Raw genomic sequence first — 26102 nt, 5'->3', positions numbered from 1 at the left:
GGTACCACCCTAGGAAGCGGCGTCAGCGCGGCGGATGCACCCGGTGGCCCTCATCACCGCGCGCGTGTGGCTCGGCCGGAATCCCGCCGGCCGGGTGAGAAGATCGGCCCATGAGCGATGCGCGGCCGTCCGGCTGGTACGACGACCCGAACGATCCGAACCTGCTGCACTACTGGGACGGGGTGTCCTGGTCGGGTCGCACCATGCCGAAGGTGAAGCCCGACCTGGACCGCTCCAGCATCGGCACGCCGCCGCCCGCGGACCCGGTGCAGCAGCCACCGTCCCAGCGGCAGCAACCGTGGGCGCCGCAACCACCGCTGCAGGGTCAGCGAGCGCCGTACACCCCGCCCGTGATCCAGCAGGAGACCATCAAGCGGCGCACGCCCGACGGTGCGGTGCTGTCCGGCTGGTGGAAGCGCGTGCTGGGCTACGTCATCGACAACCTGCTGGTGTCCGCCGTCGCGGTGGCGATCACCTGGTCCTCCTTCGACGCGTGGCTCACCAAGTACCAGGCGTGGTTCGACGATGCCTTCGACCAGGCTTCCTCCGGCGGTTCGTCGACGGTCGCCCAAGCGCCCAACATCCCGTGGCAGACCTTCGCGGCGGTCCTGCTGCTCAGCGCTGTCTACGAGATCGCCATGGTGGCCTGGCGGGGCCAGACGCTCGGTCACATGGCCGCAGGGATCCGGGTACGCCGCTCGACCGATGACCGCGCACCGGACGTCGCGTCCTCGGCCGTGCGCTGGGTGGTCAAACAGGCGGGCAACCTGGCCGGTGCGCTGCCGGCGCTCGCGTTCTTCGGCAGCCTCTTCACCCTGGTCAACTACCTGTTCCCGCTGTGGGACAAGCGCTCTCAGGCGCTGCACGACAAGGCGGCCAAGACCTACATCGTGCGGAGCGATTCGCGTCCCGGCGAACACCAGGCAAAGACTTGGTAAAAGGTGCGATCGGCTGCCGCACTCGGACCCGAAGGCACCCGCGAACGCCTAGCCTCGGCGTACGTGACGAACTCACCAGAAACCCGCAAACTGCCGCACACCACGCGGCGCCAGATGCTCACCGCCGCCGTGGTCGGGGGTGCCGGCTTGGCCGGTATCACGGCCCCTGAGGCCGACGCCCACGGTTGGGGCGGCCACGACAAGTCCTTCAAACTGACCGTGCTCGGTACGACCGATCTGCACGGCCACGTCTACAACTGGGACTACTTCAAGAACGCCGAGTACGACGACAAAGCGCACAACGACATCGGGGCCGCGAAGGCGGCGACGTTGATCAAGGCGGTCCGTGCAGAGCGCGGCCGGCACACCTGCGTGACGCTCGATGCCGGTGACACCATCCAGGGCACGCCGCTGGCGTACTACTTCGCCAAGATCACCCCGATCAGCCCGAACATCAAGCACCCCATGGCCGTGGCGATGAACGCCATCGGGTACGACGCCGCAGCGCTGGGCAACCACGAGTTCAACTACGGCCTGGACATCCTGCGCACCTTCCAGCGCCAGCTGGCCCACCCGCTGCTCGGTGCCAACGCGCTGGACTGGAACACCGGTCGCTCCGTCTTCCCGCCGTTCACGTTCAAGCGGATCTGGGCGAACGGCCGGCTGCTGACCGTCGGCATCCTGGGCCTGGTCACTCCCGGCGTCGCGATCTGGGACAAGACCAACGTCGAGGGCAAGGTCAAGTTCAACGGAATCGTCGAGCAGGCCAAAATCGTTGTACCGCAGATGAAACGAATGGGCGCCGACATCGTCGTCGTGTCCTGCCACTCCGGTGCCGACACCTCCTCGTCGTACGGCGATGCGTTGCCCTACCCGGAGAACGCCAGCACCCTGCTGGCCCAGCAGGTGCCCGACATCGACGCGATCCTCGTCGGACACGCCCACGTGGAGATCCCGCAGCGGTACGTCACCAACGAGCAGACCGGCAAGCAGGTGCTGCTGTCGGAGCCGGACTACTGGGGCATGCGGGTGACGGTCATGGACCTGAACCTCACCTGGCACCGTGGTCAATGGTCGGTGGCCTCGGCCACCTCGACCCTGTTGAACTCCAACACGGTGGATGAGGACCCCAAGGTCGCCCGGCTGGTGCGCTCGGCGCACGAGAAGGTGCTGGCGTACGTCAACTCCAAGATCGGTGTGTGCACCCAGGAGATGAGCGGCGCTACCGCGTGCTGGGAGGACTCGGCCGCCGTCGACTTCATCAACCTGGTGCAGGCCACGACGGTCAAGGCCGGGTTGGCCGGGACCGCCGATGCGAACACACCGGTGCTGTCGATCGCCGCACCGTTCAGCCGTGACGCCGACATCCCGGCCGGCGATGTCACCGTGCGCGACGTCGCGGGGTTGTACATCTACGACAACACGCTGCTGGGCATCAAGTTCACCGGCGCGCAGGTGAAGGCCTACCTGGAGCAGTCCGCGACCTACTTCAAGCAGGTGAGCGGCACCGGACCCTTCCCGTCCTCAGCGGTCACCAATGCGGTGACGGCAACAGCTCCGAACGGCACACCGGACTACAACTACGACGTCATGGGCGGTCTGGACGCGCGGCTGACCTACGACATCGACATCGCCCAGGCACCGGGGTCGCGGATCAAGAACCTGCAGTACGCCGGTGCTCCGGTGGGCGATGCCGACCCGTTCGTGATCGCGATCAACAACTACCGGCAGTCCGGCGGCGGCGGCTTCCCGGGTGTGACGACGGCGCCTGTGGTCTACAACCGGCAGGGCGAGATCCGTCAAGCGCTGATCGACTACGTGACCGCGAAGGGCCAGATCGACCCGCCGACCTTCCACACGATCGACTGGAAGCTGGTGTCGAACGGCACGCCGATCACGGTGACCGCCTGACGCCGCTGCTGGTCAGATCAGCTCGGGTCAGACGACGGTCACACCGGCCGCGCGCATTTCCTCCAGCGCGCGGCCGGTGCTTTCCGGGGCGACCCCGGCCGTCAGGTCGCGCAGCACGGTGGTGGTGAAGCCCTCCCGCACGGCGTCCAGTGCGGTGGCCCGCACGCAGTAATCGGTGGCGATGCCGACAACGTCGACCGCGTCGATGCCACGGTTGCGCAACCACTCCGCGAGTGGCGCGCCGTCGTCGTTGTGACCCTCGAATGCGCTGTAGGCAGCGTCATGCTGGCCCTTGCGGAAGGTCGTCACGCCGACCAGGGCGGCGGCGATGTTGGAGTGGAAGTCCGCACCCGGCGTACCCACTTGGCAGTGCACCGGCCAGGAGTCGACGAAGTCGGGGAGTCCGACCAGTGGCTGCCCGGGTCGATGTGCCAATCGGCGGTCGCCGCCACGGCGTCCCAGTCCTCCGGGCGGTCCGCGAGCAGCCCGGCCACGTCGGCGGCCACCTGCGCACCTCCGGTCACGGCTAGCGAGCCGCCCTCGCAGAAGTCGTTCTGCACGTCGACGATGATCAATGCGCGAGCCATCTCATTGCCCTTCGTAGATGGTGGGAATGCAGGGTTCGCCGCGGGACATCTGCATCGCGGTCGGCGGAAGCTCGGCACGGGATACGGCGTGGCGCTCACGGGCGTCCTGCAGCGTCGCGTCGTAAACCCGCTCGCCGGCGGTGATCAGCGGCACCAACAGCTCGCGATCGTCGCCGTCATTGGCCGGGGGTTCGCCGATGCCCAGGACCTCGGCCTGCGCGACACCGGAGGCGGACCGGCGGCGCATGGCGTACTTGCGACCCCCGACGGACTTCTTGTCTTTGCTGGCCTTGGCGACGGAGAGCATCGAGCCGTCCGCGGCCTCGTGGGCGACCAGCTTGTAGACCAGGCCGACCGTCGGCGAACCCGAGCCCGTGACCAGCGACGTCCCCACACCGTAGGAGTCGACCGGACCCGCTGCCAGGGCTGCGATCGCGAATTCGTCCAGGTCGGAGGTCACCACGATCTTGGTGCCGGTGGCACCGAGGGAATCCAGTTGGGCGCGCACCTCACGGGCCTGCACCAGCAGGTCACCGGAGTCGAGGCGGACCGCTCCCAGGCCGGGGCCGGCCACCTTGATCGCCGTCTCGACGGCTTTGGTGACGTCGTAGGTGTCGACCAGCAGCGTCGTGTTGGTGCCGAGCGCGGCCACCTGAGCTGCGAAGGCCTGCTCCTCGGTGTCGTGCAGCAGGGTGAAGGCGTGCGCTGCGGTGCCGGTGGTGGGCACGCCCCAGCGGCGCCCCGCCTCCAGGTTCGAGGTAGCGACGAAACCCGCGATGTACGCCGCACGCGCGGCGGCCACCGCCGACCACTCCTGGGTGCGCCGTGAGCCCATCTCGATGCAGGGCCGACCGTCGGCGGCAGCGGTCATGCGGGAGGCGGCACTGGCAATCGCGCTGTCGTGGTTGAGGATCGACAGCAACACCGTCTCCAGCAGGACGCCTTCGGCGAAGCTGGACTCGACCACCATCAGGGGCGAGCCGGGGAAGTAGGCCTCCCCCTCGGCGTACCCCCAGATGTCTCCGCTGAAGCGGTAGTCCGCGAGCCAGGCCAAGGTTGCGTCGTCGACCACGGAACGCGAGCGCAGGTCCGCCAGCTCGGCATCGCCGAAGCGGAACGCGGTCACGGCATCCAGCGCGCGACCGATCCCCGCGACCACGCCGTAGCGGCGTCCGTCGGGCAGTCGGCGGCCGAAGAGTTCGAAGACGCACCGGCGATGGGCGGTGCCGGACTGCAGAGCCGCCTGCAGCATCGTCAACTCGTAGTGGTCGGTCAGCAGGGCGGTGCTCACGGGCTGCATGGCGCTCACAGGCAACACTGTAGGCCGACCGATGCCGGCCCAGACCGCTCTAGGCTAGGTAGGTGCCCATGACCGAGACTGCCCCCATCGAGCAGACGGACATCGAGTCCCAGGTCGACATGCCCTGGGTGACGATCGTGTGGAACGACCCGGTCAATCTGATGTCCTACGTGTCCTGGGTCTTCCAGACCTACTTCGGCTACTCCAAGGAGGAGGCCGAGCGGCTGATGATGCAGGTGCACACCGAAGGCCGTGCCGTCGTGTCCCGGGGCACACGCGAGAAGATGGAGACCGACACCGAGGCGATGCACGGTTATTCGCTGTGGGCCACTTTCCGTAAGGACGACTGATGGCAACCGCCTTCCAGCGCAAGGGCTCGCGCATCGTCGGTACGCTCGCGCCGCAGGAGCGGGAGGTCATCGTGAGCCTCCTCGGCCAGGTTCGCGAACTGCTCGGCGGTGACGAAGTAGCCCCGACCGGAGACCCCCTCACCGACCTGATCGGCGAGCTCGAGCCCACCGAAACGCCCCCGACCACGACCGCGATCCTGCCCTGGACCGGCTGCTGCCCAGTGGGCACGAGGACTCCGACGAAGCGGCCGAGTTCCGCGCGATGACCGAGCGCAGCCTGCGCCAACGCAAGGTGGGTCGTATCGACACCACCATCGACACGTTGCGTTCGGTCCAGCGCGACAAGCTCGAACTGGACTTCGGTCAGGCGCAGGAATTCATGATCGCGTTGACCGACGCACGGCTGGTGCTGGCCGACCGGTTGGGCCTGCACACCGAGGAGGACGCCGAGCGCCTGCACGACCAGACGACCCGGTTCCTCGAGGGCGGAGCGGACCTCAGTGACGTCGACGAGACCCTTGCGCTGTTCTACGACTTCCTGACCTGGCTGCAGGAAAGCCTGGCAAACGCGCTGATCACCACTGGTGGGCGACGCAGATCTCGTTAGGATGGCGCCGCTATGACTACGCCATCTCCTGCCCCCACCGGGCCGCGCCTGCGGGTCGCTCCCTCACCCACCGGCGATCCGCATGTCGGCACCGCCTACATGGCCATGTTCGACCTGGCCTACGCCCGCCAGCAGGGTGGCCGGTTCATCCTGCGCATCGAGGACACCGACCGAGCCCGTCTGGTCGAGGGCAGTGAACAGCAGGTCTACGACACGCTGCACTGGCTGGGTCTGACCTGGGACGAGGGCCCCGACGTCGGTGGCCCGTACGCGCCGTACCGCCAGTCCGAGCGGCTGGCGACCTATCGCCCGTACGTCGATCGGCTCCTGGCCGACGGACACGCCTACTACTGCTGGTGCTCGGCCGAACGGCTGGCCAAGATGAGGAGATCCAGCAGCGCACCAAGCAGCCGACGGGTTACGACCGGCTGTGCTACGGCAAGACCCGCGAGGAGCGGGCGCAGCTGCCCGGATTCAGCGAAACGCCGGTCGTGCGGATGTACATCCCCGACGATGCACCGCTGGAGTGGGACGACTTGATCATGGGTCACACCAGCGCCCCGCGACCCGACGACCAGGTGATCCTCAAGGCGGACGGATTCCCGACCTACCACCTGGCGGTGGTCGTCGACGATCACGAGATGGCGATCACGCACGTCGTGCGCGGGCAGGAATGGATCTCCAGCACCCCCAAGCAGTTGCTGTTGTATTCGTGGCTGGGTCTGGACACACCTGCGTTCGCGCACATGCCGTTGTTGCGCGATGAGAAGAAGGCCAAGATCTCCAAGCGCAAGAACCCCTGGGCCCGGTTGACGTGGTTCCAGGAGGAGGGCTACTTGCCCGAGGCGTTGCTGAACTTCCTTGCGCTACAGGGCTATCCGCCGATCATCGAAGCGGATGGTTCGGAGCGCGAAGTCTTCACTTTCGATGAGTTCGTGCAGCGCTTCGACTGGTCCAAGGTCAACAAGGCGGGCTCGGTGTTCAATCTCGACAAGCTGAACTGGCTGAACGGGCACTACATCCGCTCCCTGCCGCCGGACGAACTGGCTCAGCGGCTGCTCCCGGTCCTGCAGGACAACGGGGCGCTGCCGGAGCCGGCGACCATCGGTCAGTTGGCGCTGCTGAAGAACATCACGCCGTTGGTGCAGACGCGGATCACCACGCTGAAGGAAGCGATCCCGCTGATCGCCCCGTTCTACGTGGCCAACGACGCGGTGCCGATCGCCGACGACGCGCGAGCGACCCTGCCCGACAGTGCCGCGGAGGTGCTCGATGCCGCGATTGCGGCCCTGGAGCCCATCAGCGGGGCGTTCCCGAAGCCCGACGGCACCGGTCGTGAGTGGCTGGCGCCGAAGATCGAGTCGTCGCTGCGCGAGGCGCTCATCGACGGAATGGGCCTCAAGCCCAAGGTCGCCTTCGGGCCGCTGCGCGTTGCGGTGTCCGGACAGAAGGTCTCCCCGCCGCTGTTCGAGTCGATGGAGTTGCTCGGCAAGGAGCCGACGCTGACCCGGTTGCGGACTCTGCGCGCCAGCCTGTGAGGGGTCTCGACGGCGTCCTGCTGGACGTCGACGACACCTTGCTGGATACCCGCTCGGCAATGACCACCGGCGCCGAGGCGGGGGTGCGGGCGGTCTGGCCGGCCCTGTCGGCGGCCCGCGCGCACGATGTCGCGATCGCGTTCTACGAGGACGGCGGTCGGCACTTCCCCCGGTTCACCCGCGGCGAGATCGACTTCCGCACCATGCGGGGCTCCCGGTTGGAGTACGCCGCCACGCAGTTCGGTTTACCGCCGGTGGCCCAGGACGCTCCGGAGGTCTTCGAGGAGGCGTTCCGGCCGGCTTTCCACGATGCGCAGCGGGTCTTCGACGACGTGCGGCCGTTCCTGTCCGCCTGCCGTGACGCCGGACTGGCCGTGGGAGCGCTGACGAATTCCTCGCAGGCTATGACCGCCGACAAGCTCGCGGTCGTCGGCCTGTCCTTCGAGGTGGTGGTCACCCGCGACACGCTGGGCTACGGCAAGCCCGCCGCGGAGGTCTTCCATCACGCGTGCGAGCTGCTGGGGACCTCGCCGGAGCGGACCGTCTACGTGGGTGACGAGTACCCGATCGACGTCGCCGGGTCCGCGGCGGCCGGGATGATCCCGGTGTGGTTGAACCGGCAGGGGTTGCCCGACGTGTGGGGCGAGGCAGCCGCAGTGCATGCGCACGCCGTACGGTCGCTGGGGGAGTTATCGAGTGTGCTCGGAGTTGCCGGCTGAGGTCAGCGGTTCGCCGATCAGCCAGCGCACGGCGCTGCGCGCCATCAGCAGCACGAGCACCAGACCGGTCACCGACCAGAAGCCGCCCAGCACGACGGAGCCGCGGAAGACCAGGGCCACCAATTCCAGCACCACGATTTTGCTGCCGGCGGCGACCAACCACAGACTGAGCGCCGCCACCGCGCGACCGCGGCGGGTGGTGGCGGACGTCAGGGAGTGCGTGATGCGGCCCTTGGCGACCAACACCACTTCGAGGACCAGCTTGAGCAGGACGGCGGTGACGAGGGACAGGGTGAAGGTTTCGCTGATCACCGACGGCACATATTCGACGGCGAGGTTGAGCACGACCACGTAAACGAAGACGTCGACGATGTCGGCCGGATGCGCCAGCGCGAAGGAACGCACCGGGCCGGTCCGGCTCGGTTGCCGAGGGTGACTCGACGACGGCTCGGGCGGCACTCTGTGATGCTATGCGCCGGGACAGGCTGCCGTCCGCGGATCCGATTTGGGCAGCGACCCGGTCAGCGGGTAACGTTTCCCCTCGGTTCACCCCGCTCCCGCAGCGTCGGTGATACCCCCATGGGGTATGGTGTAATTGGCAGCACGACTGATTCTGGTTCAGTTAGTCTAGGTTCGAGTCCTGGTACCCCAGCGCTGATCGCGCTAGTCCTCCGGACCAGTCGATTCGCCGGAAGCCGCGCCGCACAGGTAAGGTCTTCCGAAGCCACGGCCCCGTTGTGTAGTGGCCTAGCACGCCGCCCTCTCAAGGCGGTAGCGCGGGTTCGAATCCCGTCGGGGCTACCAAAGTCGAAGGCCCCCTCGTCCGGCGAGGGGCCTTCGGCGTACCTACGTCGCGCGGAGGTCCGTCGGGAACATCGTGACCCGGGCGTGCTGTTCCCACCGTCATGGGCTACCACCACATGAGCGATGACGAGGCAATGACCTGGTTGGCCAGCGGGCGAGCGCGGCCCGGCGTGCTGGCCACCACCCGCGCCGACGGGCGGCCGCATGCGGCCCCGATCTGGTACGACGTGCAGGACGGTTCGGTCTGGTTCAACACCGGCGCCGACACGGTCAAGGGCAGCAACCTGCTCCGCACGGGCCAGGCCGCGCTCACCGTCCAGGACGACGTCGCACCGTTCTCCTTCGTGACGGTCAGCGGCGGCGTCGAGTTGATCGACGACCTGGATCAGGTACGCCGATGGGCCGCCCGTATCGGCGGCCGGTACATGGGCGCCGACCGGGCAGGGGAGTACGGCGAGCGCAACGGGGTCCCCGGTGAGCTGCTGGTGCGTTTGGTCCCATCGCACATCGTGGCCGCACGGGACGTGGCCGACTAGTCTTCCCTGCGTTCCTCCTCGACCCGCGGAGCGGCGCGCACCAGGCGCAGCGCGGTGACCAGGCCAATCCCGCCGATCAGGTTGCCGAAGGCGGCCCAGCCGACCGCGCCGGCCCACTGACCGATGGAGATGTCGCTACCGGAGAAGACGGCACCCAGGATCAGGATGCCGTCCAGCACGCAGTGGAACAGTTGCGCGCCGACCAGGAGCGCGCCGAACAGGATCGCCGGGACCAGCTGCACCCCGAGACTTTCCGTTGCGTGTTGCATCCGGGTCATCAAGGTGATGACCACGCCGGCGAGCACGGCCAACAAAAAGCTCTGGAGGGAGACCCCGAGGTGGGCATAGTGCTCCCCGGTCTCCCGAGCCACCGATTTCAGGTCGGGTCGAGCGGTGACGATGATCCAGATGATGAGTGCTCCGCCGGCGAGATTCGTCACGAGGGTGACGATCCACAGGCGAATCAGTTGCGACCACGAATTGCGCTGGGCAGCAACGGCTGTGACGGGCACGAGGAAGTTCTCGGTGAACAGCTCGCTGCGAGCCAGGAGCAGTGCCACGAACCCGGTGGAGAACGCCAGCGAGGCCAGCAGCTTGTTGTCGGTCAGATGCAGGACGACGAAGTAGGCCAGGATCCCGACGCCCACGTCGATGCCGCCGAGCAAGCCCGTCGGGATCAGCGAGCGCATCGGTCGTTCAAGCCGCTCCTGGCCCTCGTCGACCAGACGGTCGAAGGCCTCGTCGATCTCCGGTTCGGGCCGCTGCTGGCTCACGCGCTCTCCTGACGCTCGGGTGGTGGTGTCGCGCTCATCCTGCGCCCCGCATTCCGGCCGGCTACTCCAAAGAAGGGCGGTCGAACGGACCGCACAGTGAACACCCTGCCGGGTGACGACGGCGCAACCATGCAAAGGAACTCCGGATTCCTGACTGAATCGTATTCCGTTCAGCGGAAGGATGGGCGACGCTGGTGCGATGGCTGGCAACAGTGCGCGCGACGGCGTCAGCGTGACTCACAAGGTGCTGGCTCTGCTGCGTGCGTTCGACGCTCACCACCGAGAACTGACGCTCACCGAGTTGGCCACCCGCGCGCAGCTGCCGCTGGCGACGACTCACCGGCTCGCCGGTGAGCTCGTGAAGGGGCAGGCATTGGCGCGGACGCCTCATGCGACGTACGTCGTCGGTCCGCTGACCTGGGACGTCGGGCAATATGCACCCGGACCCCGCAACCTGACTGATGTGGCCTCGCCGTTCCTGCACGACGTGTACGCCGCGACGCACGCCACCGTGCATCTTGCCGTTCGTGAGGGTGCCACTGCGCTGTATTTGGCACGGCTGCAGGGGAATAGCTCCGTTCCCGTCGTCAGCTTCGTCGGCGCTCGGTTGCCCCTGTCGACGACGGGAGTGGGCAAGGCGCTGCTCGCCTACGCGCCTGACGACGTCCGCCGAGAGGTGATGTCAGATCTGCAGCGGCCCACGGCGTACTCGATCGTCCAGGCGGGCCAGCTCGCCCGGCAACTGGCCGACGTGCGCCGGCGAGGCTACGCCGTCACCGTGCAGGAGATGTCACTGGGCACCGCCAGCGTGGCAGTGCCCGTGCCGGACCCGCACGAACAGGTCGTCGCGGCGGTCGGAGTCGTGGTGCGGTCCCTGCGGCGCGACGAGCGCAGGCTGGCTACCGCCCTCCAGGTCGCCGCGCGTGGCATCCAGCGGCAACTCGCCCTGGGCCTTCCACTGGACGGAATGACTTCCTAGGTGCAGCTCACCGTGGCCAGCACACTGGTGGCCATGACTGTGAAGCAGCTCACTGTCCCCGTCGCCATCGTCGGAGCAGGTCCCGCCGGCCTCATGCTCGCCCATCTCCTCGGCCGAGAAGGAGTGCCGGCTCTCAACATCGACACGCGCACCCGCGAGGAGATCGAGAACACCCACCGCGCTGGCATCCTGGAGCAGGGCAGCGTCGACCTTCTCGTCGACTCGGGTGTCTCCGAGCGGGTGCTGCACGATGGCTACCGGCACGACGGTATCGAGCTGGCTTTCGGGGGAGCGGGCCACCGGATCGATTTCGCCGGATTGGTGGGAGCAAGCACCCAGCTGTATCCGCAGACCGATGTCTTCATCGACCTGGCCGATGCCCGTGCGCGAGATGGCGGTGACGTGCGATTCGGGGTGAGTGACGTGTCGGTCTCCGAGGTCGCCGCGCGACCCCAGGTCAGGTTCACCGACGCCGACGGGCAGCAGTGGCAGGTCGGGTGCGAGGTGCTGGTCGGCGCCGACGGCTCACGCAGCGTGTGCCGCGGTGAGGTGCCCGAGGCCCGCCGGCGGCAGTACTTCCGCGAATACCCCTTCGCCTGGTTCGGGATCCTGACCGAAGCACCCAAGAGCGCCCCGGAACTGATCTACAACCACTCGCCTCAGGGGTTCGCATTGATCAGCCAGCGCACCGAGACGCTGCAGCGGATGTACTTCCAGTGTGACCCGTCGGAGGACGTCGACGACTGGTCCGATGACCGCATCTGGTCCGAATTGTGCGGCCGACTCGGGGCGAACGGCTATGTCCTGCAGCAGGGTCCGATCACGTCGCGTTCGGTGCTGCCCTTCCGCAGCTTCGTCCAGGAGCCTCTGCGCTGGGGGAATCTCGTGCTCGCCGGCGACGCCGGCCACACCGTCCCGCCCACGGGCGCCAAAGGCCTGAATCTCGCACTGGCCGATGTGCGCGTGCTGGCCCCGCTTCTACTGGACGCTCTCAAAGGTGACGACCGCGCCCTCGACGAATACTCGCGGCGCGCCCTGTCCCGGGTGTGGGAGGCCCAGCACTTCTCTTACTGGATGACCACGATGCTGCACTCCCTGCCCGAGGCCAGTCCGTTCGACGTACGGCGTCAGGAGGCTGAGTTGGGGACCGTCACCTCGTCCGTCGCGGGGTCGACCTTCCTCGCCGAGGGGTACACCGGCTGGCCGAGCTCTCGGAGAACGCCGTCTTCCTCGACGAATTCGGTGTGGTCGGAAGGGCAGCGGTAGCGGCCGCCGCCGACATCCTCCAGCGGCAACCCGGCCGGGCCGACCCAACGGATACGGCGTGCGGGCACCCCCGCCACCAGCGCGAAGTCGGGTACGTCCTTGGTCACGACCGAGCCGGCCGCAACCATGGCCCACCGCCCGATGGTCACCGGAGCCACACAGACCGCGCGAGCCCCGATGGAAGCGCCGGTCCGACAGGTAACCGCGACGGCTTGCCAGTCGTCACCGGACTTCAGGGTTCCTTCTGAGGTGACTGCGCGCGGATAGTAGTCATTGGTGAACACGGCTGCGGGTCCGACGAAGACTCCGTCCTCGAGAACGGCCGGTTCGTAGACGAGCGCGTAGTTCTGTAACTTGCAGCGGTCGCCGATCTGCACGCCCGGCCCGACGTAGGCACCTCTGCCGATGATGCAATCACGCCCCACGACCGCTTTCTCCCGGATCTGGGCCAGATGCCAGACGAGGGTTCCGGCGCCGATCGATGCCGCATCGGCGACATCGGCGCTTGGCTCGATACGTGCACTCATGGGATCCATTCCTCTTGGTGGTGGCCGTCAGGATAGACGCCCGGAGCTGAGCGTGCGGCCCGTACGATGAGGCCATGCCCGGGCAGCAGGTGATCGCCACTCCGATCGTGGTCGTGGCGGCTAGCGGCCTTGCGCGAGAGGCCGCGGTCGCGGCCGTGGCCTCCGGCCAGCGCGTGCGCGGAGTCTTGGACGACCGAAAAGACCTGCAGGGCAAGGATATTGCCGAGGGCTTGCCTGTCCTGGGCACCATCGACGAAGCCATTGACCACCTCGATGCCCAGTTCGTGGTGTGTACCGGGAAAGGCCGCGTCCGCCGCACCATCGTCGAGCGACTGAGCGGTCAAGGCGTCGACGGCGACCACTACGTCACCATCACGCATCCTTCCGTCCATGTTCCTCCCGGTTGCCACGTGGGGCCGGGGGCGGTCCTGCTGGCGGGCGTGGTGTTGACCGCGGACGTGAGCGTCGGTGCGCACGTGGTGTGCATGCCTCATGTCGTGCTCACCCATGACTGCGTTCTCGCCGAGTATTCGACGTTGTGTGCGGGGGTCGTGCTCGGGGGAGGGGTACGCGTCGAGCGGGACGCCTACGTGGGCATGGCCGCCTCGGTGCGGGAGAATTCGCGGATCGGTGAAGGGTCTGTCGTCGGGATGGGATCGGTTGTGCTGCAACACGTTCCGGCTTTCCAGACCTGGGCAGGTGTTCCGGCCACGCCCCTGCGTGGGTGAGGCTGGGGCAGGATCATGCATGGTCAACGAACCACGGCGGGTGACCAAGCATCAGCGATCAGCATCGACGGGCTGCCTTTCCCATCGGCAGGGACGACCCACACGTTGGTCTGCGCGGCGTTCGATCCTTCGCCGGGTAGGCCATAGAGGATTCGGGAGTTGTCGAGCCACTCCACTTGGTCGTCGACGCTGCGGCTCTCAGCCAGTTGCGTCTCTTTGCCGGTCGCAATATCCATGACCACCAAGCGCCAGTTACCCCTCGCGCGGTCACCCCGCTTCTTGAAGGCCACCTTGGTTCCATCCGGTGAGAGCGATGGGCACTCGGCGTCGGTGGTGACGGTATCGATGCGGCCGGTCGTCAGTTGGCCCTTTGCCAGGTGGGTCACCCCGCCAAAGGCCACCGTTACGTAGAAGTGGTCGTCGTCCTTGGCGAAGGTGACTCCCCAGTAGTTGCGATCAACCGGCGAAATGCGCCTTCCGCCGTCGTAGAGCGCGAGGTCCTCGAGGTCGACGCTCTTGCGGGTGGCCAGGGTGGTCACCACAGTTCGGGTCGAGAAGTTGGTCGCCGCGTAGGAATCGCCAGCAACGAAACTCGTTGTGGCGGCTAGTTTTCCATCATCGGAGAGCCGCGCTCGGCTTGGACTTCCGGTGAGAGGGATCTGAACAGCTGCGCCGGTGCTCAGGTTGTAGACCGTTGCGCTGTACGTCGTGACCACCCCTCGGTCGGACGCCAGGCAGAGCAACTCCTGGGCTGCTGCGAAAACCCGGTCGCAGGAGTGGCTCAGGAGAGCACGGGGACCACCCGGGTTGTTCAGCGCGACCATTGCTACCTGCCCGTAGTGGCTTGCCACCTCGGTATTGCGTACGACGATCCGGGGCGCGCCGTCCACGGCTGAGGCTGGCATGGTCGAAAGGGTCGGCTGTGCCGATGTGGCGACGTCCTGGCGATCCTTGGTCACGAGGATGTAGACGACGACCGCGGACACCAGGACCAGCGCGATCGGGATGACCAGGAGGACCCGGGCGCGCGGGCTGAGTTGGGTCGGGCCGCTCATTCTGCGGCAGCCGCCGACAGCTCAGAAGGCTGGATCGGTTTCACAGTGGACAGCATCCACCACGCGAGCGGAATCGCCACCAACAGCATCACAGCGAAGTACAGGACTGCCGGACCGCGACCGGTGACGGTCCACAACATCCCGAAGAGGATGGCTGCGGCGAACCGGCCCAGGGCCACCACCGTCTGCGTCGTGGCGATGGACATGCCCCGTACGGCGTCCGGCACCAGACTGGCCGTCAGAGCTGCGAGGACGCCGTCCGTCGCGGCATAGAACGCCCCGAGGAACAACAAGCACAGCAGGGTCGAAGCGGCACCGAACGAGGGGCCGGCTGCGGCGAGATAAGCCGCGACCAACAACAGATGACCCCCGACGAAGACCTTCTGCCGCCCGATACGGTCCGACAACCGGCCCAGGGGGACGGCAAGCAGAAAGTAGGCAATGTTCGTCCCGACGAACAGCAGAGGGAAGTAGGTGGCCGCCAGGTCATCACGTTGCTGCAGGGACAGGTAGAGGAAGCCGTCGCTGACCGCCAATGTGCTGAGCACGGCTGCTGCGATCATCAAGCGGCCCATTCCCCAGCGCTTCATCTGGCGAAGCGAGGCTTGCGGTCGTGGCCGTTCCGCCGCCGGCGAGCCGATGGGGCCGCCGTCGCGCGCAGCTCCGGAGTGTTCGGCGTGTGCCCGCCTGGCGCGCTCGGCCGCTGCTTGTCGTGGCCGCAGGTTGGGCACCAGCAGGACGAGCACGACCAGGCCGATCAGGGCGGCCGCAAAGGAAGCGACAAAGACTGAGCTGTAACTGCCGGGGACCTGCCACAGCACGGTGAAGGCCAACAGGGGCCCGATGGCCGCGCCCACCGTGTCCAGGGCACGGTGCACACCGAACGCTCGTCCGAGCCGTTCCGACGGAGTGGCGGCCGCGATCAGTGCGTCGCGCGGCCCGGTCCGCACTCCCTTGCCCAACCGGTCCAGGGTGATGACCGTGCTCAACGAGCCGAAGCCGGTGAAGACCAGCAGGAGAGGTTTGGTGATTGCTGAGAGGCCGTAGCCGAAGAGGGCAACCCACTTGGGTCGGTCGAGACGGTCGGCCAGGTACCCGCCTGCGATCCGTACCAGGGCACTGACCCCCTGGTACAGGCCGTCGATGAATCCGTAGGCCAGCGGAGTGAGCCCGAGGACGGCGGTCAGATACAACGGCAGGATCGCCGACACCGACTCCGAGGAGATGTCCGTGAACAGGCTGACGAAACCCAACGCCAGGACGGTAGGCGCAACACGTCCGCGGTTCTTCGCCGGGGTGACGTCCGTCGTGGGGACGACCTGCTGCCGCGGGCGTTCTGAGATGTACACGGCTCACAGCTCCCGATGTTGCGAAAGAGAATTGCGTGGCTCGAAGGATCCATCGCGCAGTCGAGGTTAACCGCGATCTGAGGGTCGCGCTGATGGATTCGCGGAGTTGCACCAGGGGCCGTTCTCCGCAACAAAAAACCCCGTACCGAGTTTCCCGCATTTCGGCCCCGGGAAGTGGGCACACGTGGTTAAGTCAAGCACCCCAGCGGTTGCGCTGGGGACTTCCGAAGCGATGAATGCTCTATCAACGCGTCGGTCTTGGATCGCGTAAGTGAGGTGCTTGTGTTCTCAGTGCGTCCCTGGCGACCCCGAGAAGCTCGGACAGGCGGGTATCGAGCCATTGTCCCGACCTGGTTGGTAGCGGTTTTGTGCTTGGTGATCCTGGCCGGTCTCAACCCCTTCGCGTCGAGTGTGGCCAGCGCCGCGACCGACCCCTGCTCGGTGGGTACGCCCGTGGCTTGCGAGAACAGCAAGCCGGGAACCTCTCCCAGTGAATGGGATATTCAAGGCTCCGGTGACGATGCCATTCAGGGCTTCGCGACAACGACGAGTGTCCAGCCCGGCCAGACCGTGCAGTTCAAGATCAAGGCCTCCGCGTCGTACACCGTCGACGTCTATCGCCTGGGTTATTACCAGGGTCTTGGCGCGCGCCGTCAGGCGCCGACGTGGACCGTCAGCAATCCGGCGGCCCAGCCGGCGTGCGTGAGCGACACATCCACGCAGAACTACGACTGCGGCACCTGGGGGTCTCGACGCAGTGGGCGGTGCCGAGCAACGCGGTATCAGGGGTGTACATCGTCAAGCTGACAATGGGTGATGACGTCAGTCAGATCCCCTTCGTGGTGCGGGACGACTCGACCTCTTCCGCGGTGTTGTTCAAGACTTCGGACGCCACCTGGCAGGCGTACAACACCTACGGCGGCGCGGACTACTACACAGCGCCGAACGGATTGACCCAGTCGCAGGCCCGTGCCTTCAAGATCAGCTACAACCGGCCCTACGCGACCCGCGGCGACAACGACGGCCGCGACTACCTGTTCAGCAACGAATACCCCACGCTGCGTTTTCTCGAACGCAACGGCATCGATGTCTCGTACACCACGGACGTGGATGTCAGCAACGGTTCGAGTTCGTTGACCAGCCACAAGGTCTTCATGTCGGTAGGTCACGACGAATACTGGACGAAGTCCGAGCGGGACAACGTCGAAGCAGCGCGTGACGCCGGCGTCAACATGATGTTCCTGTCCGGCAACGAGGTGTACTGGCACACGCGACTGGCGCCGAGCATCGATGGAAGCAACACTCCCGACCGCACCATCGTCTGCTACAAGGACAGCTGGGAGCCGGCGAAGATCGATCCGGGCGAGGGGTCACCCACGTGGCGCGATGCGTCACAGGCCGCCCCGAACGGTTCGCGGCCGGAGAATTCGCTGACCGGCACGATGTACATGTCGAACTACACCGACCTGGCCATCGACGTGTCCGCGGCACAAGGCAAGACACGGCTGTGGCGAAATACGTCACTTGCCACGATGGCCGCCGGGTCGACGGCATCACTGCTGCCGCACAGCATCGGATATGAGTCCGACGAGGATGTAGACAACGGTTCCCGGCCGGCCGGTCTGATGCGGTTGTCCGAGACGACCGGCGCCACCGGACAAAAAGTGCAGAACCAGGCCGGTACCCAGGTCGCCGCAGGTACCACCACGCACAGTCTGACGCTCTACCGCGCGGCTAGTGGTGCTCTCGTCTTCGGTGCAGGCACGATCAACTGGGGCTGGGGCCTGGACGCAACCCACGACGGCGACACCAGCGGCGGTGTGGATTCGCGGATGCAGCAGGCAACCCTGAACATGCTTGCCGATATGGGCGTCCTACCCACCACTTTGATGTCCGGCATGGTCATGCCGGCAGCGTCGACCGACACGGCGGCGCCGACGGTGACGGTCACGTCACCGACTTCCAACACGGCGCTGGCCAACGGCAGTGCCGTGACCGTCACCGGAACAGCCGCGGACAACGGCGGCGGAGTCGTGACAACCGTCGAGGTGTCCCTGGACGGCGGAAAGACCTACCACCGGGCCACTGGGACCACCTCGTGGACCTACAGCGGCGTCATCAGCGGCATCGGCAGTGGTGCCATCAAGGTCCGGGCGAACGACGACAGCGCCAACCTGAGCACCCCGGTCTCGGTCGGTGTCAATGTGGCCTGCCCCTGCTCCCTGTTCGGCCAGCAGACTCCTGCGGTCGCGGCCACCAGTGACACCTCGGCAGTGGAGTTGGGAGTGAAGTTCACGGCGGACTCCGACGGCTTCATCTCCGGTATCCGGTTCTTCAAGGGCAACGGCAACTCCGGCACCCACATGGGCACTTTGTGGACCTCGTCCGGTCAGGCGCTGGCCGCCGGGACCTTCAGCAACGAGAGCGCCACCGGGTGGCAGACGCTGACCTTCGAGAACCCTGTCTCGGTCACTGCCGGGGTGACCTACGTGGCGTCGTACTACGCGCCGAACGGTCACTACGCCGCCGACAACAACTTCTTCTCCTATGCCGATTACCACGCAGCACCGTTGAACGCGCCTGGTGCTCCCTCGAGCGTCACCAACGGTGTGTACGGGTCCGGGCACGGCTTCCCCACGTCGTCCTACCAGGGAACCAACTACTGGGTCGACGTGCTCTACAACCGCGACAACACCACACCGCCGTCGGTGTCCCGCACCAGCCCGGTGACCGGTGCGACCAGTGTTGCGACCACGGCAACGGTGACAGCCACGTTCGCTGCCACGGTGGATCCCAGCACCGTAACGATCGGGCTGACGGATGCACAGGGCAACTCGGTGCCCGGAACCATGTCGTTCGACGCCTCCACCCGCGTGGCGCGATTCGTCCCTTCTGCGCCGCTGGGTCACGGGGCCAGCTACACCGCGTCGGTCTCGGCATCGAGCGGGAGCGGCGTACCGATGGCGGCTCCCTACACGTGGTCGTTCACTGTGTCGGCAGTCGACCCGCTGCCGGGGGCTTGCCCGTGCTCGATCTGGCCGGACTCGGCGACACCGGACACGCCCAGTTCCTCGGATAACGGAAGCCTGGAACTGGGCGTCAAGTGGACAGCTGACGTCGATGGTCAGGTCACCGGGGTGCGGTTCTACAAGGGCACGTTGAACCTGGGTACGCACACCGGCACGTTGTGGACCGCCACGGGCACTCAATTGGCCACCGTGACGTTCACCGGCGAGTCGAGCACAGGTTGGCAGACCGCCTACTTCACCTCGCCCGTCGACGTGACGGCCGGAACGACGTACATCGTGTCGTACCACGCTCCGAACGGCGGATATGCCGTCACCTCAGGGGGTTTGACCACCGGAGTGGATTCACCGCCGCTGCATGCGCTCGCCGGCACAGGCCTGTACACCTACGGCTCGGGCGCCCCATTGAATGCTACGAACAACAACTACTGGGTCGACCTGGTCTTCATGGCTACGGATGCAGCGCCGTCGGTAGCCTCGACGTCACCGGGTGCCAGCGCGACGAATGTCAACGTCGCCGCAACCGTGTCGGCGACGATGAGCGGCAAGGTGCAGAACGGTACGGCCAAGCTCGCCGTGTCTGACGCAGGCGGCAACCCGGTCGCGGGGACCACTTCATGGTCGGCCGCATCGAACACCATCACGTTCACGCCGGGCGCGGCCCTGGCGACTGGGGCGTCGTACACCGCCACCGTCAGCGGTGCAACGGCGTTGTCGGGCAACCTGATGTCACCCTATTCATTCACGTTCACCACGGCGGGCGCAGGTGCATGCCCGTGCACGCTGTTCGACAGCAGCGCGGTGCCGTCGACCGTTGACTCCGGCGATGGCGGATCCGTCGAGCTCGGAGTGTCGTTCAGCCCCAGCATGGACGGGCAGATAACCGGCCTACGGTTCTACAAGAGCGCGCTCAACACCGGCACCCATTCGGGCAGCTTGTGGGATGCGTCGGGGAACCTGTTGGCGTCGGGCACCTTCACCGGCGAATCAGCCTCTGGGTGGCAGTACCTCAGCTTCGACAGCCCGGTCGCGGTCAGCGCCAACCAGACCTACGTCGTGTCCTACCACGCGCCGAACGGGCACTACTCGGCCACTGGTCAGTTCTTCGCATCCGCCTACAGCAACGGGCCCCTCACCGCCGGCACCGGAAACGGTCTCTACAGCTACAGCTCGTCGCGGGTGTTCCCGACCAGCAGCTACGGAGCAACCAACTACTGGGTCGATCCGATCTTCAAGACCGGTACGCCTCCGGATGTCACTGCGCCGACGGTGAAGTCGGCTGCTCCGCTGGATGGGGCGACCAGCCAGCCTGTCGCGAGCACGCCATCGGCCACGTTCAGTGAACCCATCGATCCGTCGACCCTTACGTTCTCCGTAGCGACGAGCGGGGGGACCGCCGTGACGGGTACGGCGTCCTACGACGGCACCAGTCGGACGGCGACTTTCACCCCTACCTCGAATCTGAGCCGAGGCACGAAGTACTCCGTATCGGTGCGGGCCTCGGATGTGGCCGGCAACGCGATGAGTGCGGCGACCACGTGGTCCTTCACGACGGCACAGCCAGATCCGACGATCGGCAGCTGCCCGTGCAGCTTGTGGACCGACGCCACCCAACCGACTTCGATGACCGACCCTGACTCGGTTGCGGTGGAGCTGGGTACGGCGTTCTCGACCGACACCTCCGGCGTCATCACCGGCGTCCGCTTCTACAAGGGCCCGCAGAACACCGGGACCCACACGGTCTCGCTGTGGACGACGGACGGTACCCGTTTGTCCACTGCGGTCGCCAGCAGCGAGTCCAGCACCGGGTGGCAGACCGTCTCCTTCGCGAGTCCGGTCGCGGTGTCGGCGGGGACCACCTACGTGGTGTCGTACAACGCGCCCAACGGGAAGTACTCCTCGGTGGCCGGCGGGTTGAGCTCAGCTCTCGACGTGGGGCCGTTGCATACGGTCGCCGCAGCCGGTCGATACCTCTACAACTCCGGCTATCCAAGCAACTCTTCGAACGCCAGTTACTTGGTGGATCCCGTGTTCAATCCTTCCGTCGCCCAGGACACCACGCCGCCGGTCATCTCGACCGTGAAGGTGACGCCGTCGGCGACCAGCGCGACGGTGACCTGGTCGACTGACGAGTCGTCCACGAGTGTCGTGGCGTACGGCACGTCCGCCGGTTCGTTGACCTCTACCGCGACGGGAGCCAGCGGAACGAGTCATTCGGTCGCGTTGACGGGCCTGGCAAGCGGTACGACGTACTACTACCAGGTGACTTCCGTTGACCCGTCGGGTAATTCGGCGACATCGCCTTCGGCTGCAGCGTCGTTCGGCACCACGGATGTCACGCCGCCGGTCATCTCCACCGTGAAGGTGACGCCGTCGGCGACCAGCGCGACGGTGACCTGGTCGACTGACGAGTCGTCCACGAGTGTCGTGGCGTACGGCACGTCCGCCGGTTCGTTGACCTCTACCGCGACGGGAGCCAGCGGAACGAGTCATTCGGTCGCGTTGACGGGCCTGGCAAGCGGTACGACGTACTACTACCAGGTGACTTCCGTTGACCCGTCGGGTAATTCGGCGACGTCGCCTTCGGCTGCAGCGTCGTTCGGCACCACGGATGTCACACCGCCGGTGATCTCCGCGGTGTCCGCAGCGGGATCCGGTACATCGGCGACTGTCACGTGGACGACTGACGAGACATCGACCAGTGTCGTGGCGTACGGGACGTCCGCCACCGCACTTACCTCGACGGCCAATGGTGGTAGCGGGACGAACCACTCGGTCACGCTTTCCGGTCTGACAGCGAATACCCGTTACTACTACCGGGTTACCTCGGTGGACCCGTCGGGGAACTCCGCGACGTCGCCGGCCACCAACGCGGCTGCCGCACAGTACACCCCGACGGTGACTCCGTTCACCGCGACGTCGGTCTCCGACTTCTCCACGGGCAGTGGGGGGTATGTCAGCGATACCAGTGGAGGCGAGATCATCGCCACCCCGGCGGCCGGTTTCGAATTCGCAGGAACCGCTCTGCCGACCGGACTTGCCTCTACCACGTTGGCAACTGGAGGCACCACCGTCGTCGCGAACAAGGCGGCCACCATCAGCGGTAGCCAGCTCGCCGCGACGCAGACATCGGGGACCGGCATCAGCTTCACGGCTGCGGCGACCATGCAAGCCGGTCACATCATCGCTCTGGGATCCACCAACGGCGGCGCCTCGGGTGTACGTGCGGCGTTCGTCGTCACGAGTGCGGGTGCCATGACCGCGGTCGTCAACGACGGGTTGTTCAACCAGAAGACCATCGCGATCACTGGTTCGTTCAGCGGCACCTCTCACGTGTATCGGATCGACTGGTCCAACCGGGCTGTGACGTTCTTCATTGACGGCGTACAGGTCGCGACGAACGGCTTCGTGCCGATCGGGGCAAGCCTGAAACCGATGCTCATCGACCCGGTGGTGGACACCCAGCCACTGGTCGTGGACTGGTTGCGCACCGGCCCGTATGCCGCCTCCTCCACCTGGGTCTCGAAGGTGATCGATGCGGGCGCGGGCGTCACGTGGGACACGCTCACGCGGGACGTCACCACGGCGACGGGTACCACGGTCACGATTCAGGTTCGTACCGGGGCGACCGCGACGCCCGACTCCTCATGGACCGCCTGGAGCACCGTGTCGGCGACGACGGGGAGCATCGCTAAGACGTCGCGTTACCTGCAGTACCAGGTGGTTTCGACCACTTCGGGTACCCGATTCGTTTCTCCCGAAACCCGGAGTGTGCAGGTCAGTTTCCATGTACCGTGACGAGTCGTCGGGCGTCATGAACGCCTTACGCCGCCGGGTCCACGGCGGCTGCCGCAGGGTGTACCGCGGTATGTCAGATGCAAAAGAGGGGATGCGTCAATGACGCTGCGTGTTGCAGTCGTGGGGGCCGGCTATTGGGGCCCCAACCTGGTGAGAAACTTCCGCGGGTCCGCTGACTGGTCGTTGGCTGCGGTCTGCGACCTGGACGCTGAGAGGGCGGCGAAGGTCGTGGGCGATGCACGCGATGTCGCCGTCGAGACCTCACTGACCAGGCTGCTCGAGCGCGACGACCTGGACGCGGTAGCGATCGCTACCCCCGCGAACACCCACCGGGCCATCGCTGTACAGGCCCTCGAGGCCGACAAGCACGTCCTCGTCGAGAAGCCGTTGGCCTCAAGCCGTGAGTCGGCGAGCCAGATGGTGGACCTCGCTGATGAGCGCGGCCTGGTGCTCATGTGTGATCACACCTACTGCTATACGCCTGTGGTTCAACGTATTCGGGATATCGTTGCCTCCGGTGAGCTCGGCACGATCCACTTCATCGATTCAGTACGGATCAATCTCGGTCTGGTGCAGCCCGACGTCGACGTGATCTGGGATCTGGCCCCCCACGACTTGTCCATCATGGATGCGGTGCTGCCCGGCGGCCTGGCGCCGGTCGGAGTCTCAGCGCATGGTGCGGATCCGATCGGCGCCGGACGGGCGTGCGTCGGCTACCTGACCATGCCCCTGGCAAATGGGGCCATCGCCCACGTGCACGTGAACTGGCTCAGCCCGACGAAGATCCGGCAGATGGTGATCGGTGGATCGCGCCGCACCCTCGTCTGGGACGATCTGAACCCCCAGCAGCGGCTCTCGGTCTACGACCGCGGGGTCGACCTCGACCTGGCTTCCCGCAGTAACGACCTGGCCGATCGGACTGCCGCCGGCATCTCGTATCGCCTGGGTGACATGTACGCGCCGAGCCTGCCGGAGAAGGAGGCGCTTGGCTCGATGGTCTCTGAATTCGCCGCCGCCATCAACCAGGGCCGGCCGCCGCTGACCGACGGGGGCGCAGGCTTGCGGGTGCTGGACGTGCTGGAGGCAGCGACAACGAGCCTTGCAGCGAACGGCCTGATGGTCCCGATCAGCGACCAAGCGCAGCACGACGCGAGCACGCAGCACGCGGAGGTGTTGGTATGAGTGAGATCAAGGGTGCGCGTGTTCTCGTGACAGGCGGCGCTGGAACCATCGGATCGACCATCGTCGATCAGTTGCTCGACGGGGGCTTCGCGAGTCACAGTTCTGGACAACTTGGTTCGCGGCCGCGTCGAGAACCTTGCCGACGCGATGTCGACGGGTCGTGTCGAACTGGTCGAAGGCGACGTGCGGGATCGGGATCTGGTCCACGACCTGACCACTAGCAGCGACCTGGTGTTCCACCAGGCAGCCATTCGCATCACCCAGTGCGCCGAGGAGCCCCGGCTCGCCCTGGAAGTCCTCGTGGACGGCACGTTCAACGTCATCGAGGCTGCCGCTGAACACGACGTCGCAAAACTCGTCCTTGCCTCCTCCGCGTCGGTGTACGGCTTGGCCGAGAGCTTCCCCACGGGGGAGCGGCATCATCACCACAACAACGACACGTTCTACGGGGCTGCGAAGTCCTTCAACGAGGGCATGGCCCGCAGCTTCCGGGCGATGAACGGTTTGGACTATGTCGCGCTGCGCTACTTCAACGTGTACGGGCCGCGGATGGACGTTCACGGCCTCTACACGGAAGTGCTCGTCCGATGGATGGAACGCATCGCCGACGGGCAGCCGCCGATCATTTTCGGCGACGGCGCGCAGACCATGGACTTCGTCTACACGACTGACATTGCCAGGGCCAACCTTCTGGCCATGACGTCCGATGTCCATGAGGGTGTCTACAACATCGCCAGTCAGCATGAGACATCCTTGCTCGATCTCGCCAACGCCCTTCTGAAGGCGATGGATTCGGATCTGGGCGTGGAACACGGTCCGGAGCGTGCTGTCAACGGTGTCACCCGGCGTCTGGCCGATGTGACCGCTGCCCGAGAGGACCTGGGTTGGAGGGCTACGACTACCCTCGACGAAGGTCTGCGTGAGTTGGTGGCCTGGTGGGCGCCCCAGCGTGAGTCGGTGGCCGCCGGCCGTCGGGTGACCGCGGGGGCACCATGAGTCGGATCAATGTCATGAAGCCGTGGCTTGGCCAGGAAGAGGTCCTGGCGGTCACGGAGGTGATCGAGTCAGGGTGGGTCGCCCAAGGTCCCCGCGTTGCCGCATTCGAGAGTGCGTTCGCTCAGCGGATGGAGGTAGCCCACGCGGTTGCGGTTTCCAGTTGCACCACCGCGCTCCACCTGGCGCTGGTAGTCGCCGGGATCGGCCCGGGGGACGAGGTCATCGTGCCGTCGTTCTCGTTCATCGCCACCGCTAACGCGGCATCTTATGTCGGTGCGCGTCCCGTCTTCGCGGATGTGGAGCTCGAAACGGGCAACGTGACGGCGGATACCGTGAAGTCGGTGCTGAGCCCGGCGACCAAGGCGGTCGTGGTGGTCGACCAGGGCGGGATGCCCGTGGACCTCGGGCCCATTCGCGCCCTGTGCGACCCGCTTGGCATCGTCGTCATCGAGGACGCGGCATGCGGTGCCGGTTCGACGTACAACGGTCGACCGGTAGGAGTCGGTGCTGACATCGCTGCGTGGTCGTTCCATCCCCGCAAGTTGCTCACCACCGGCGAGGGCGGAATGATCACGACCAATCGGGCCGACTGGGCGCAGCGCGCCCGCCTCTTGCGCGAGCATGCGATGAGTGTGTCGGCCGCCGACCGTCACCTGTCCGTGCTGCCGCCAGCGGAGGAGTACGTCGAGGTCGGGTTCAACTTCCGCATGACCGACCTCCAAGCTGCGCTCGGGCTCGTTCAGTTGCAGCGGTTGGACGCGATCGTCGCCCGGCGTCGAGCGGTCGCACACATCTACCGGGCCGGACTGTCGGACCTTCCTGGTCTGCGCGTTGTGCACGACCCGGTATACGGCACCGCGAACTATCAATCCTTGTGGGTGGAGGTGGGCGAAGAGTTCCCCGTCGGACGTGACGAGCTGTTGGCGCAACTCGCGGCCTCAGACGTGTCTGCCCGTCGTGGGATCATGGCCAGCCATCGTCAGCCTGCGTACGCGACAACCTCGCATGCTCCATTGCCCGTGACCGAGCGGCTCACGGACAACACCTTGATCCTGCCGCTCTACCACGAGATAACCGACACCGAGACGACTCGGGTCATCGATGCCGTACGCGCCACCACGCACGGTGCATGA

Annotated in this window: 20 protein-coding genes, 2 tRNA genes and 4 pseudogenes; 19 read left to right on the top strand and 7 right to left on the bottom strand. The window is 66.4% G+C overall.

Annotated features, from left to right (window positions below; all coding sequences use genetic code 11):
• The first annotated feature begins 110 nt into the window (after positions 1–110).
• The gene (locus ACFQBT_RS13030) at positions 111–938 is read left to right on the top strand and encodes an RDD family protein (protein WP_377823265.1); all 828 of its coding nucleotides are present in this window, start codon (positions 111–113) and stop codon (positions 936–938) included.
• A 63-nt stretch (positions 939–1001) separates the two neighbouring features.
• Positions 1002–2849 carry a bifunctional metallophosphatase/5'-nucleotidase gene (locus ACFQBT_RS13025; RefSeq protein ID WP_377823263.1) on the top strand — a complete coding sequence of 616 codons (1848 nt, stop codon included), beginning with the start codon at positions 1002–1004 and terminating at the stop codon, positions 2847–2849.
• Positions 2850–2876: 27 nt separating this feature from the next.
• On the opposite strand, the pseudogene ACFQBT_RS13020 reads toward ACFQBT_RS13025, so the two are convergent.
• Positions 2877–3436 (bottom strand): annotated as a pseudogene (locus ACFQBT_RS13020) (isochorismatase family protein).
• 1 nt (position 3437) lies between these two features.
• Positions 3438–4736, bottom strand: coding sequence for a nicotinate phosphoribosyltransferase (locus ACFQBT_RS13015; RefSeq protein WP_377825485.1), 1299 nt, complete (start codon positions 4734–4736; stop codon positions 3438–3440).
• 68 nt (positions 4737–4804) lie between these two features.
• On the opposite strand from ACFQBT_RS13015, the gene clpS reads away from it, so the two are divergent.
• The 6 genes and pseudogenes from clpS (at position 4805) to ACFQBT_RS12985 (ending at position 7950) form a co-directional block, all read left to right on the top strand.
• The gene (gene clpS, locus ACFQBT_RS13010) at positions 4805–5086 is read left to right on the top strand and encodes an ATP-dependent Clp protease adapter ClpS (RefSeq protein WP_377823261.1); all 282 of its coding nucleotides are present in this window, start codon (positions 4805–4807) and stop codon (positions 5084–5086) included.
• Complete coding sequence (locus tag ACFQBT_RS13005) at positions 5086–5352, top strand: DUF2017 family protein (protein WP_377823258.1); 267 nt, start codon at positions 5086–5088, stop codon at positions 5350–5352. The genes clpS and ACFQBT_RS13005 overlap by 1 nt, the downstream gene beginning before the upstream one ends.
• Entirely contained in the window at positions 5289–5693 is a 405-nt protein-coding gene (locus ACFQBT_RS13000) for a DUF2017 family protein (RefSeq protein ID WP_377825483.1), read from the top strand. The genes ACFQBT_RS13005 and ACFQBT_RS13000 overlap by 64 nt, the downstream gene beginning before the upstream one ends.
• 12 nt (positions 5694–5705) lie before the next feature.
• A pseudogene (gltX, locus tag ACFQBT_RS12995) lies at positions 5706–6637 on the top strand (glutamate--tRNA ligase); the annotation flags it as partial.
• Positions 6629–7231 carry a hypothetical protein gene (locus tag ACFQBT_RS12990; RefSeq protein WP_377825482.1) on the top strand — a complete coding sequence of 201 codons (603 nt, stop codon included), beginning with the start codon at positions 6629–6631 and terminating at the stop codon, positions 7229–7231. The pseudogene gltX and the gene ACFQBT_RS12990, both read left to right, overlap by 9 nt.
• On the top strand, positions 7228–7950 hold the full coding sequence (locus ACFQBT_RS12985; RefSeq protein WP_377823256.1) for an HAD family hydrolase: 723 nt from the start codon (positions 7228–7230) through the stop codon (positions 7948–7950). The genes ACFQBT_RS12990 and ACFQBT_RS12985 overlap by 4 nt, the downstream gene beginning before the upstream one ends.
• Here the strand turns inward: ACFQBT_RS12985 and ACFQBT_RS12980 are convergent.
• Complete coding sequence (locus ACFQBT_RS12980) at positions 7921–8409, bottom strand: hypothetical protein (RefSeq protein WP_377823254.1); 489 nt, start codon at positions 8407–8409, stop codon at positions 7921–7923. The genes ACFQBT_RS12985 and ACFQBT_RS12980 overlap by 30 nt on opposite strands.
• A gap of 121 nt (positions 8410–8530) precedes the next feature.
• Here ACFQBT_RS12980 and ACFQBT_RS12975 point away from each other — a divergent pair.
• The 3 genes from ACFQBT_RS12975 to ACFQBT_RS12965 all read left to right on the top strand — a co-directional run bounded on the left by ACFQBT_RS12975 (position 8531) and on the right by ACFQBT_RS12965 (position 9290).
• Positions 8531–8602: transfer RNA gene (locus tag ACFQBT_RS12975), tRNA-Gln, on the top strand.
• A 76-nt stretch (positions 8603–8678) separates the two neighbouring features.
• Positions 8679–8754: transfer RNA gene (locus ACFQBT_RS12970), tRNA-Glu, on the top strand.
• A 116-nt stretch (positions 8755–8870) separates the two neighbouring features.
• Entirely contained in the window at positions 8871–9290 is a 420-nt protein-coding gene (locus ACFQBT_RS12965) for a PPOX class F420-dependent oxidoreductase (protein ID WP_377823252.1), read from the top strand.
• Here ACFQBT_RS12965 and ACFQBT_RS12960 read toward each other — a convergent pair.
• Positions 9287–10063, bottom strand: a complete 777-nt coding sequence (locus tag ACFQBT_RS12960) for a formate/nitrite transporter family protein (RefSeq protein WP_377823250.1) — start codon at positions 10061–10063, stop codon at positions 9287–9289. The two genes, ACFQBT_RS12965 and ACFQBT_RS12960, sit on opposite strands and share 4 nt — an antisense overlap.
• A gap of 199 nt (positions 10064–10262) precedes the next feature.
• Here ACFQBT_RS12960 and ACFQBT_RS12955 point away from each other — a divergent pair, with 199 nt between their 5' ends.
• Together ACFQBT_RS12955 and ACFQBT_RS12950 are read left to right on the top strand one after the other, a co-directional pair.
• The gene (locus ACFQBT_RS12955) at positions 10263–11042 is read left to right on the top strand and encodes an IclR family transcriptional regulator (protein ID WP_377823248.1); all 780 of its coding nucleotides are present in this window, start codon (positions 10263–10265) and stop codon (positions 11040–11042) included.
• Positions 11043–11075: 33 nt separating this feature from the next.
• Positions 11076–12257, top strand: a pseudogene (locus ACFQBT_RS12950) (4-hydroxybenzoate 3-monooxygenase); the annotation flags it as partial.
• Here ACFQBT_RS12950 and ACFQBT_RS12945 read toward each other — a convergent pair.
• Complete coding sequence (locus tag ACFQBT_RS12945; RefSeq protein ID WP_377823246.1) at positions 12170–12835, bottom strand: acyltransferase; 666 nt, start codon at positions 12833–12835, stop codon at positions 12170–12172. The pseudogene ACFQBT_RS12950 and the gene ACFQBT_RS12945 sit on opposite strands and share 88 nt — an antisense overlap.
• Before the next feature lie 74 nt (positions 12836–12909).
• On the opposite strand from ACFQBT_RS12945, the gene ACFQBT_RS12940 reads away from it, so the two are divergent.
• Positions 12910–13563: a NeuD/PglB/VioB family sugar acetyltransferase gene (locus tag ACFQBT_RS12940; protein WP_377823244.1), complete on the top strand. Its 654-nt coding sequence runs from the start codon at positions 12910–12912 to the stop codon at positions 13561–13563.
• A gap of 23 nt (positions 13564–13586) precedes the next feature.
• On the opposite strand, the gene ACFQBT_RS12935 is transcribed toward ACFQBT_RS12940, so the two are convergent.
• Both ACFQBT_RS12935 and ACFQBT_RS12930 read right to left on the bottom strand, forming a co-directional pair.
• Positions 13587–14618: a TolB family protein gene (locus tag ACFQBT_RS12935; protein ID WP_377823242.1), complete on the bottom strand. Its 1032-nt coding sequence runs from the start codon at positions 14616–14618 to the stop codon at positions 13587–13589.
• Entirely contained in the window at positions 14615–15967 is a 1353-nt protein-coding gene (locus tag ACFQBT_RS12930; RefSeq protein ID WP_377823240.1) for an MFS transporter, read from the bottom strand. The genes ACFQBT_RS12935 and ACFQBT_RS12930 overlap by 4 nt, the downstream gene beginning before the upstream one ends.
• A gap of 372 nt (positions 15968–16339) precedes the next feature.
• Here ACFQBT_RS12930 and ACFQBT_RS12925 point away from each other — a divergent pair, with 372 nt between their 5' ends.
• The 5 genes and pseudogenes from ACFQBT_RS12925 (at position 16340) to ACFQBT_RS12905 (ending at position 26102) form a co-directional block, all read left to right on the top strand.
• On the top strand, positions 16340–16774 hold the full coding sequence (locus ACFQBT_RS12925; protein WP_377823238.1) for a hypothetical protein: 435 nt from the start codon (positions 16340–16342) through the stop codon (positions 16772–16774).
• Entirely contained in the window at positions 16732–22791 is a 6060-nt protein-coding gene (locus ACFQBT_RS12920; RefSeq protein WP_377823236.1) for a DUF4082 domain-containing protein, read from the top strand. Before ACFQBT_RS12925 ends, ACFQBT_RS12920 begins: the two co-directional genes overlap by 43 nt.
• A gap of 99 nt (positions 22792–22890) precedes the next feature.
• Complete coding sequence (locus ACFQBT_RS12915) at positions 22891–23973, top strand: Gfo/Idh/MocA family protein (RefSeq protein WP_377823235.1); 1083 nt, start codon at positions 22891–22893, stop codon at positions 23971–23973.
• Positions 23970–24969, top strand: a pseudogene (locus ACFQBT_RS12910) (NAD-dependent epimerase/dehydratase family protein). The gene ACFQBT_RS12915 and the pseudogene ACFQBT_RS12910 overlap by 4 nt, the downstream one beginning before the upstream one ends.
• Positions 24966–26102, top strand: coding sequence for a DegT/DnrJ/EryC1/StrS family aminotransferase (locus ACFQBT_RS12905; RefSeq protein WP_377823233.1), 1137 nt, complete (start codon positions 24966–24968; stop codon positions 26100–26102). The pseudogene ACFQBT_RS12910 and the gene ACFQBT_RS12905 overlap by 4 nt, the downstream one beginning before the upstream one ends.

It is taken from the genome of Branchiibius cervicis, assembly GCF_042661605.1.
GTDB classification, from domain to species: domain Bacteria; phylum Actinomycetota; class Actinomycetes; order Actinomycetales; family Dermatophilaceae; genus Branchiibius; species Branchiibius cervicis.
Note: the sequence above shows the minus strand (reverse complement) of the source record. Positions and strands in the feature narration are given on the sequence as shown.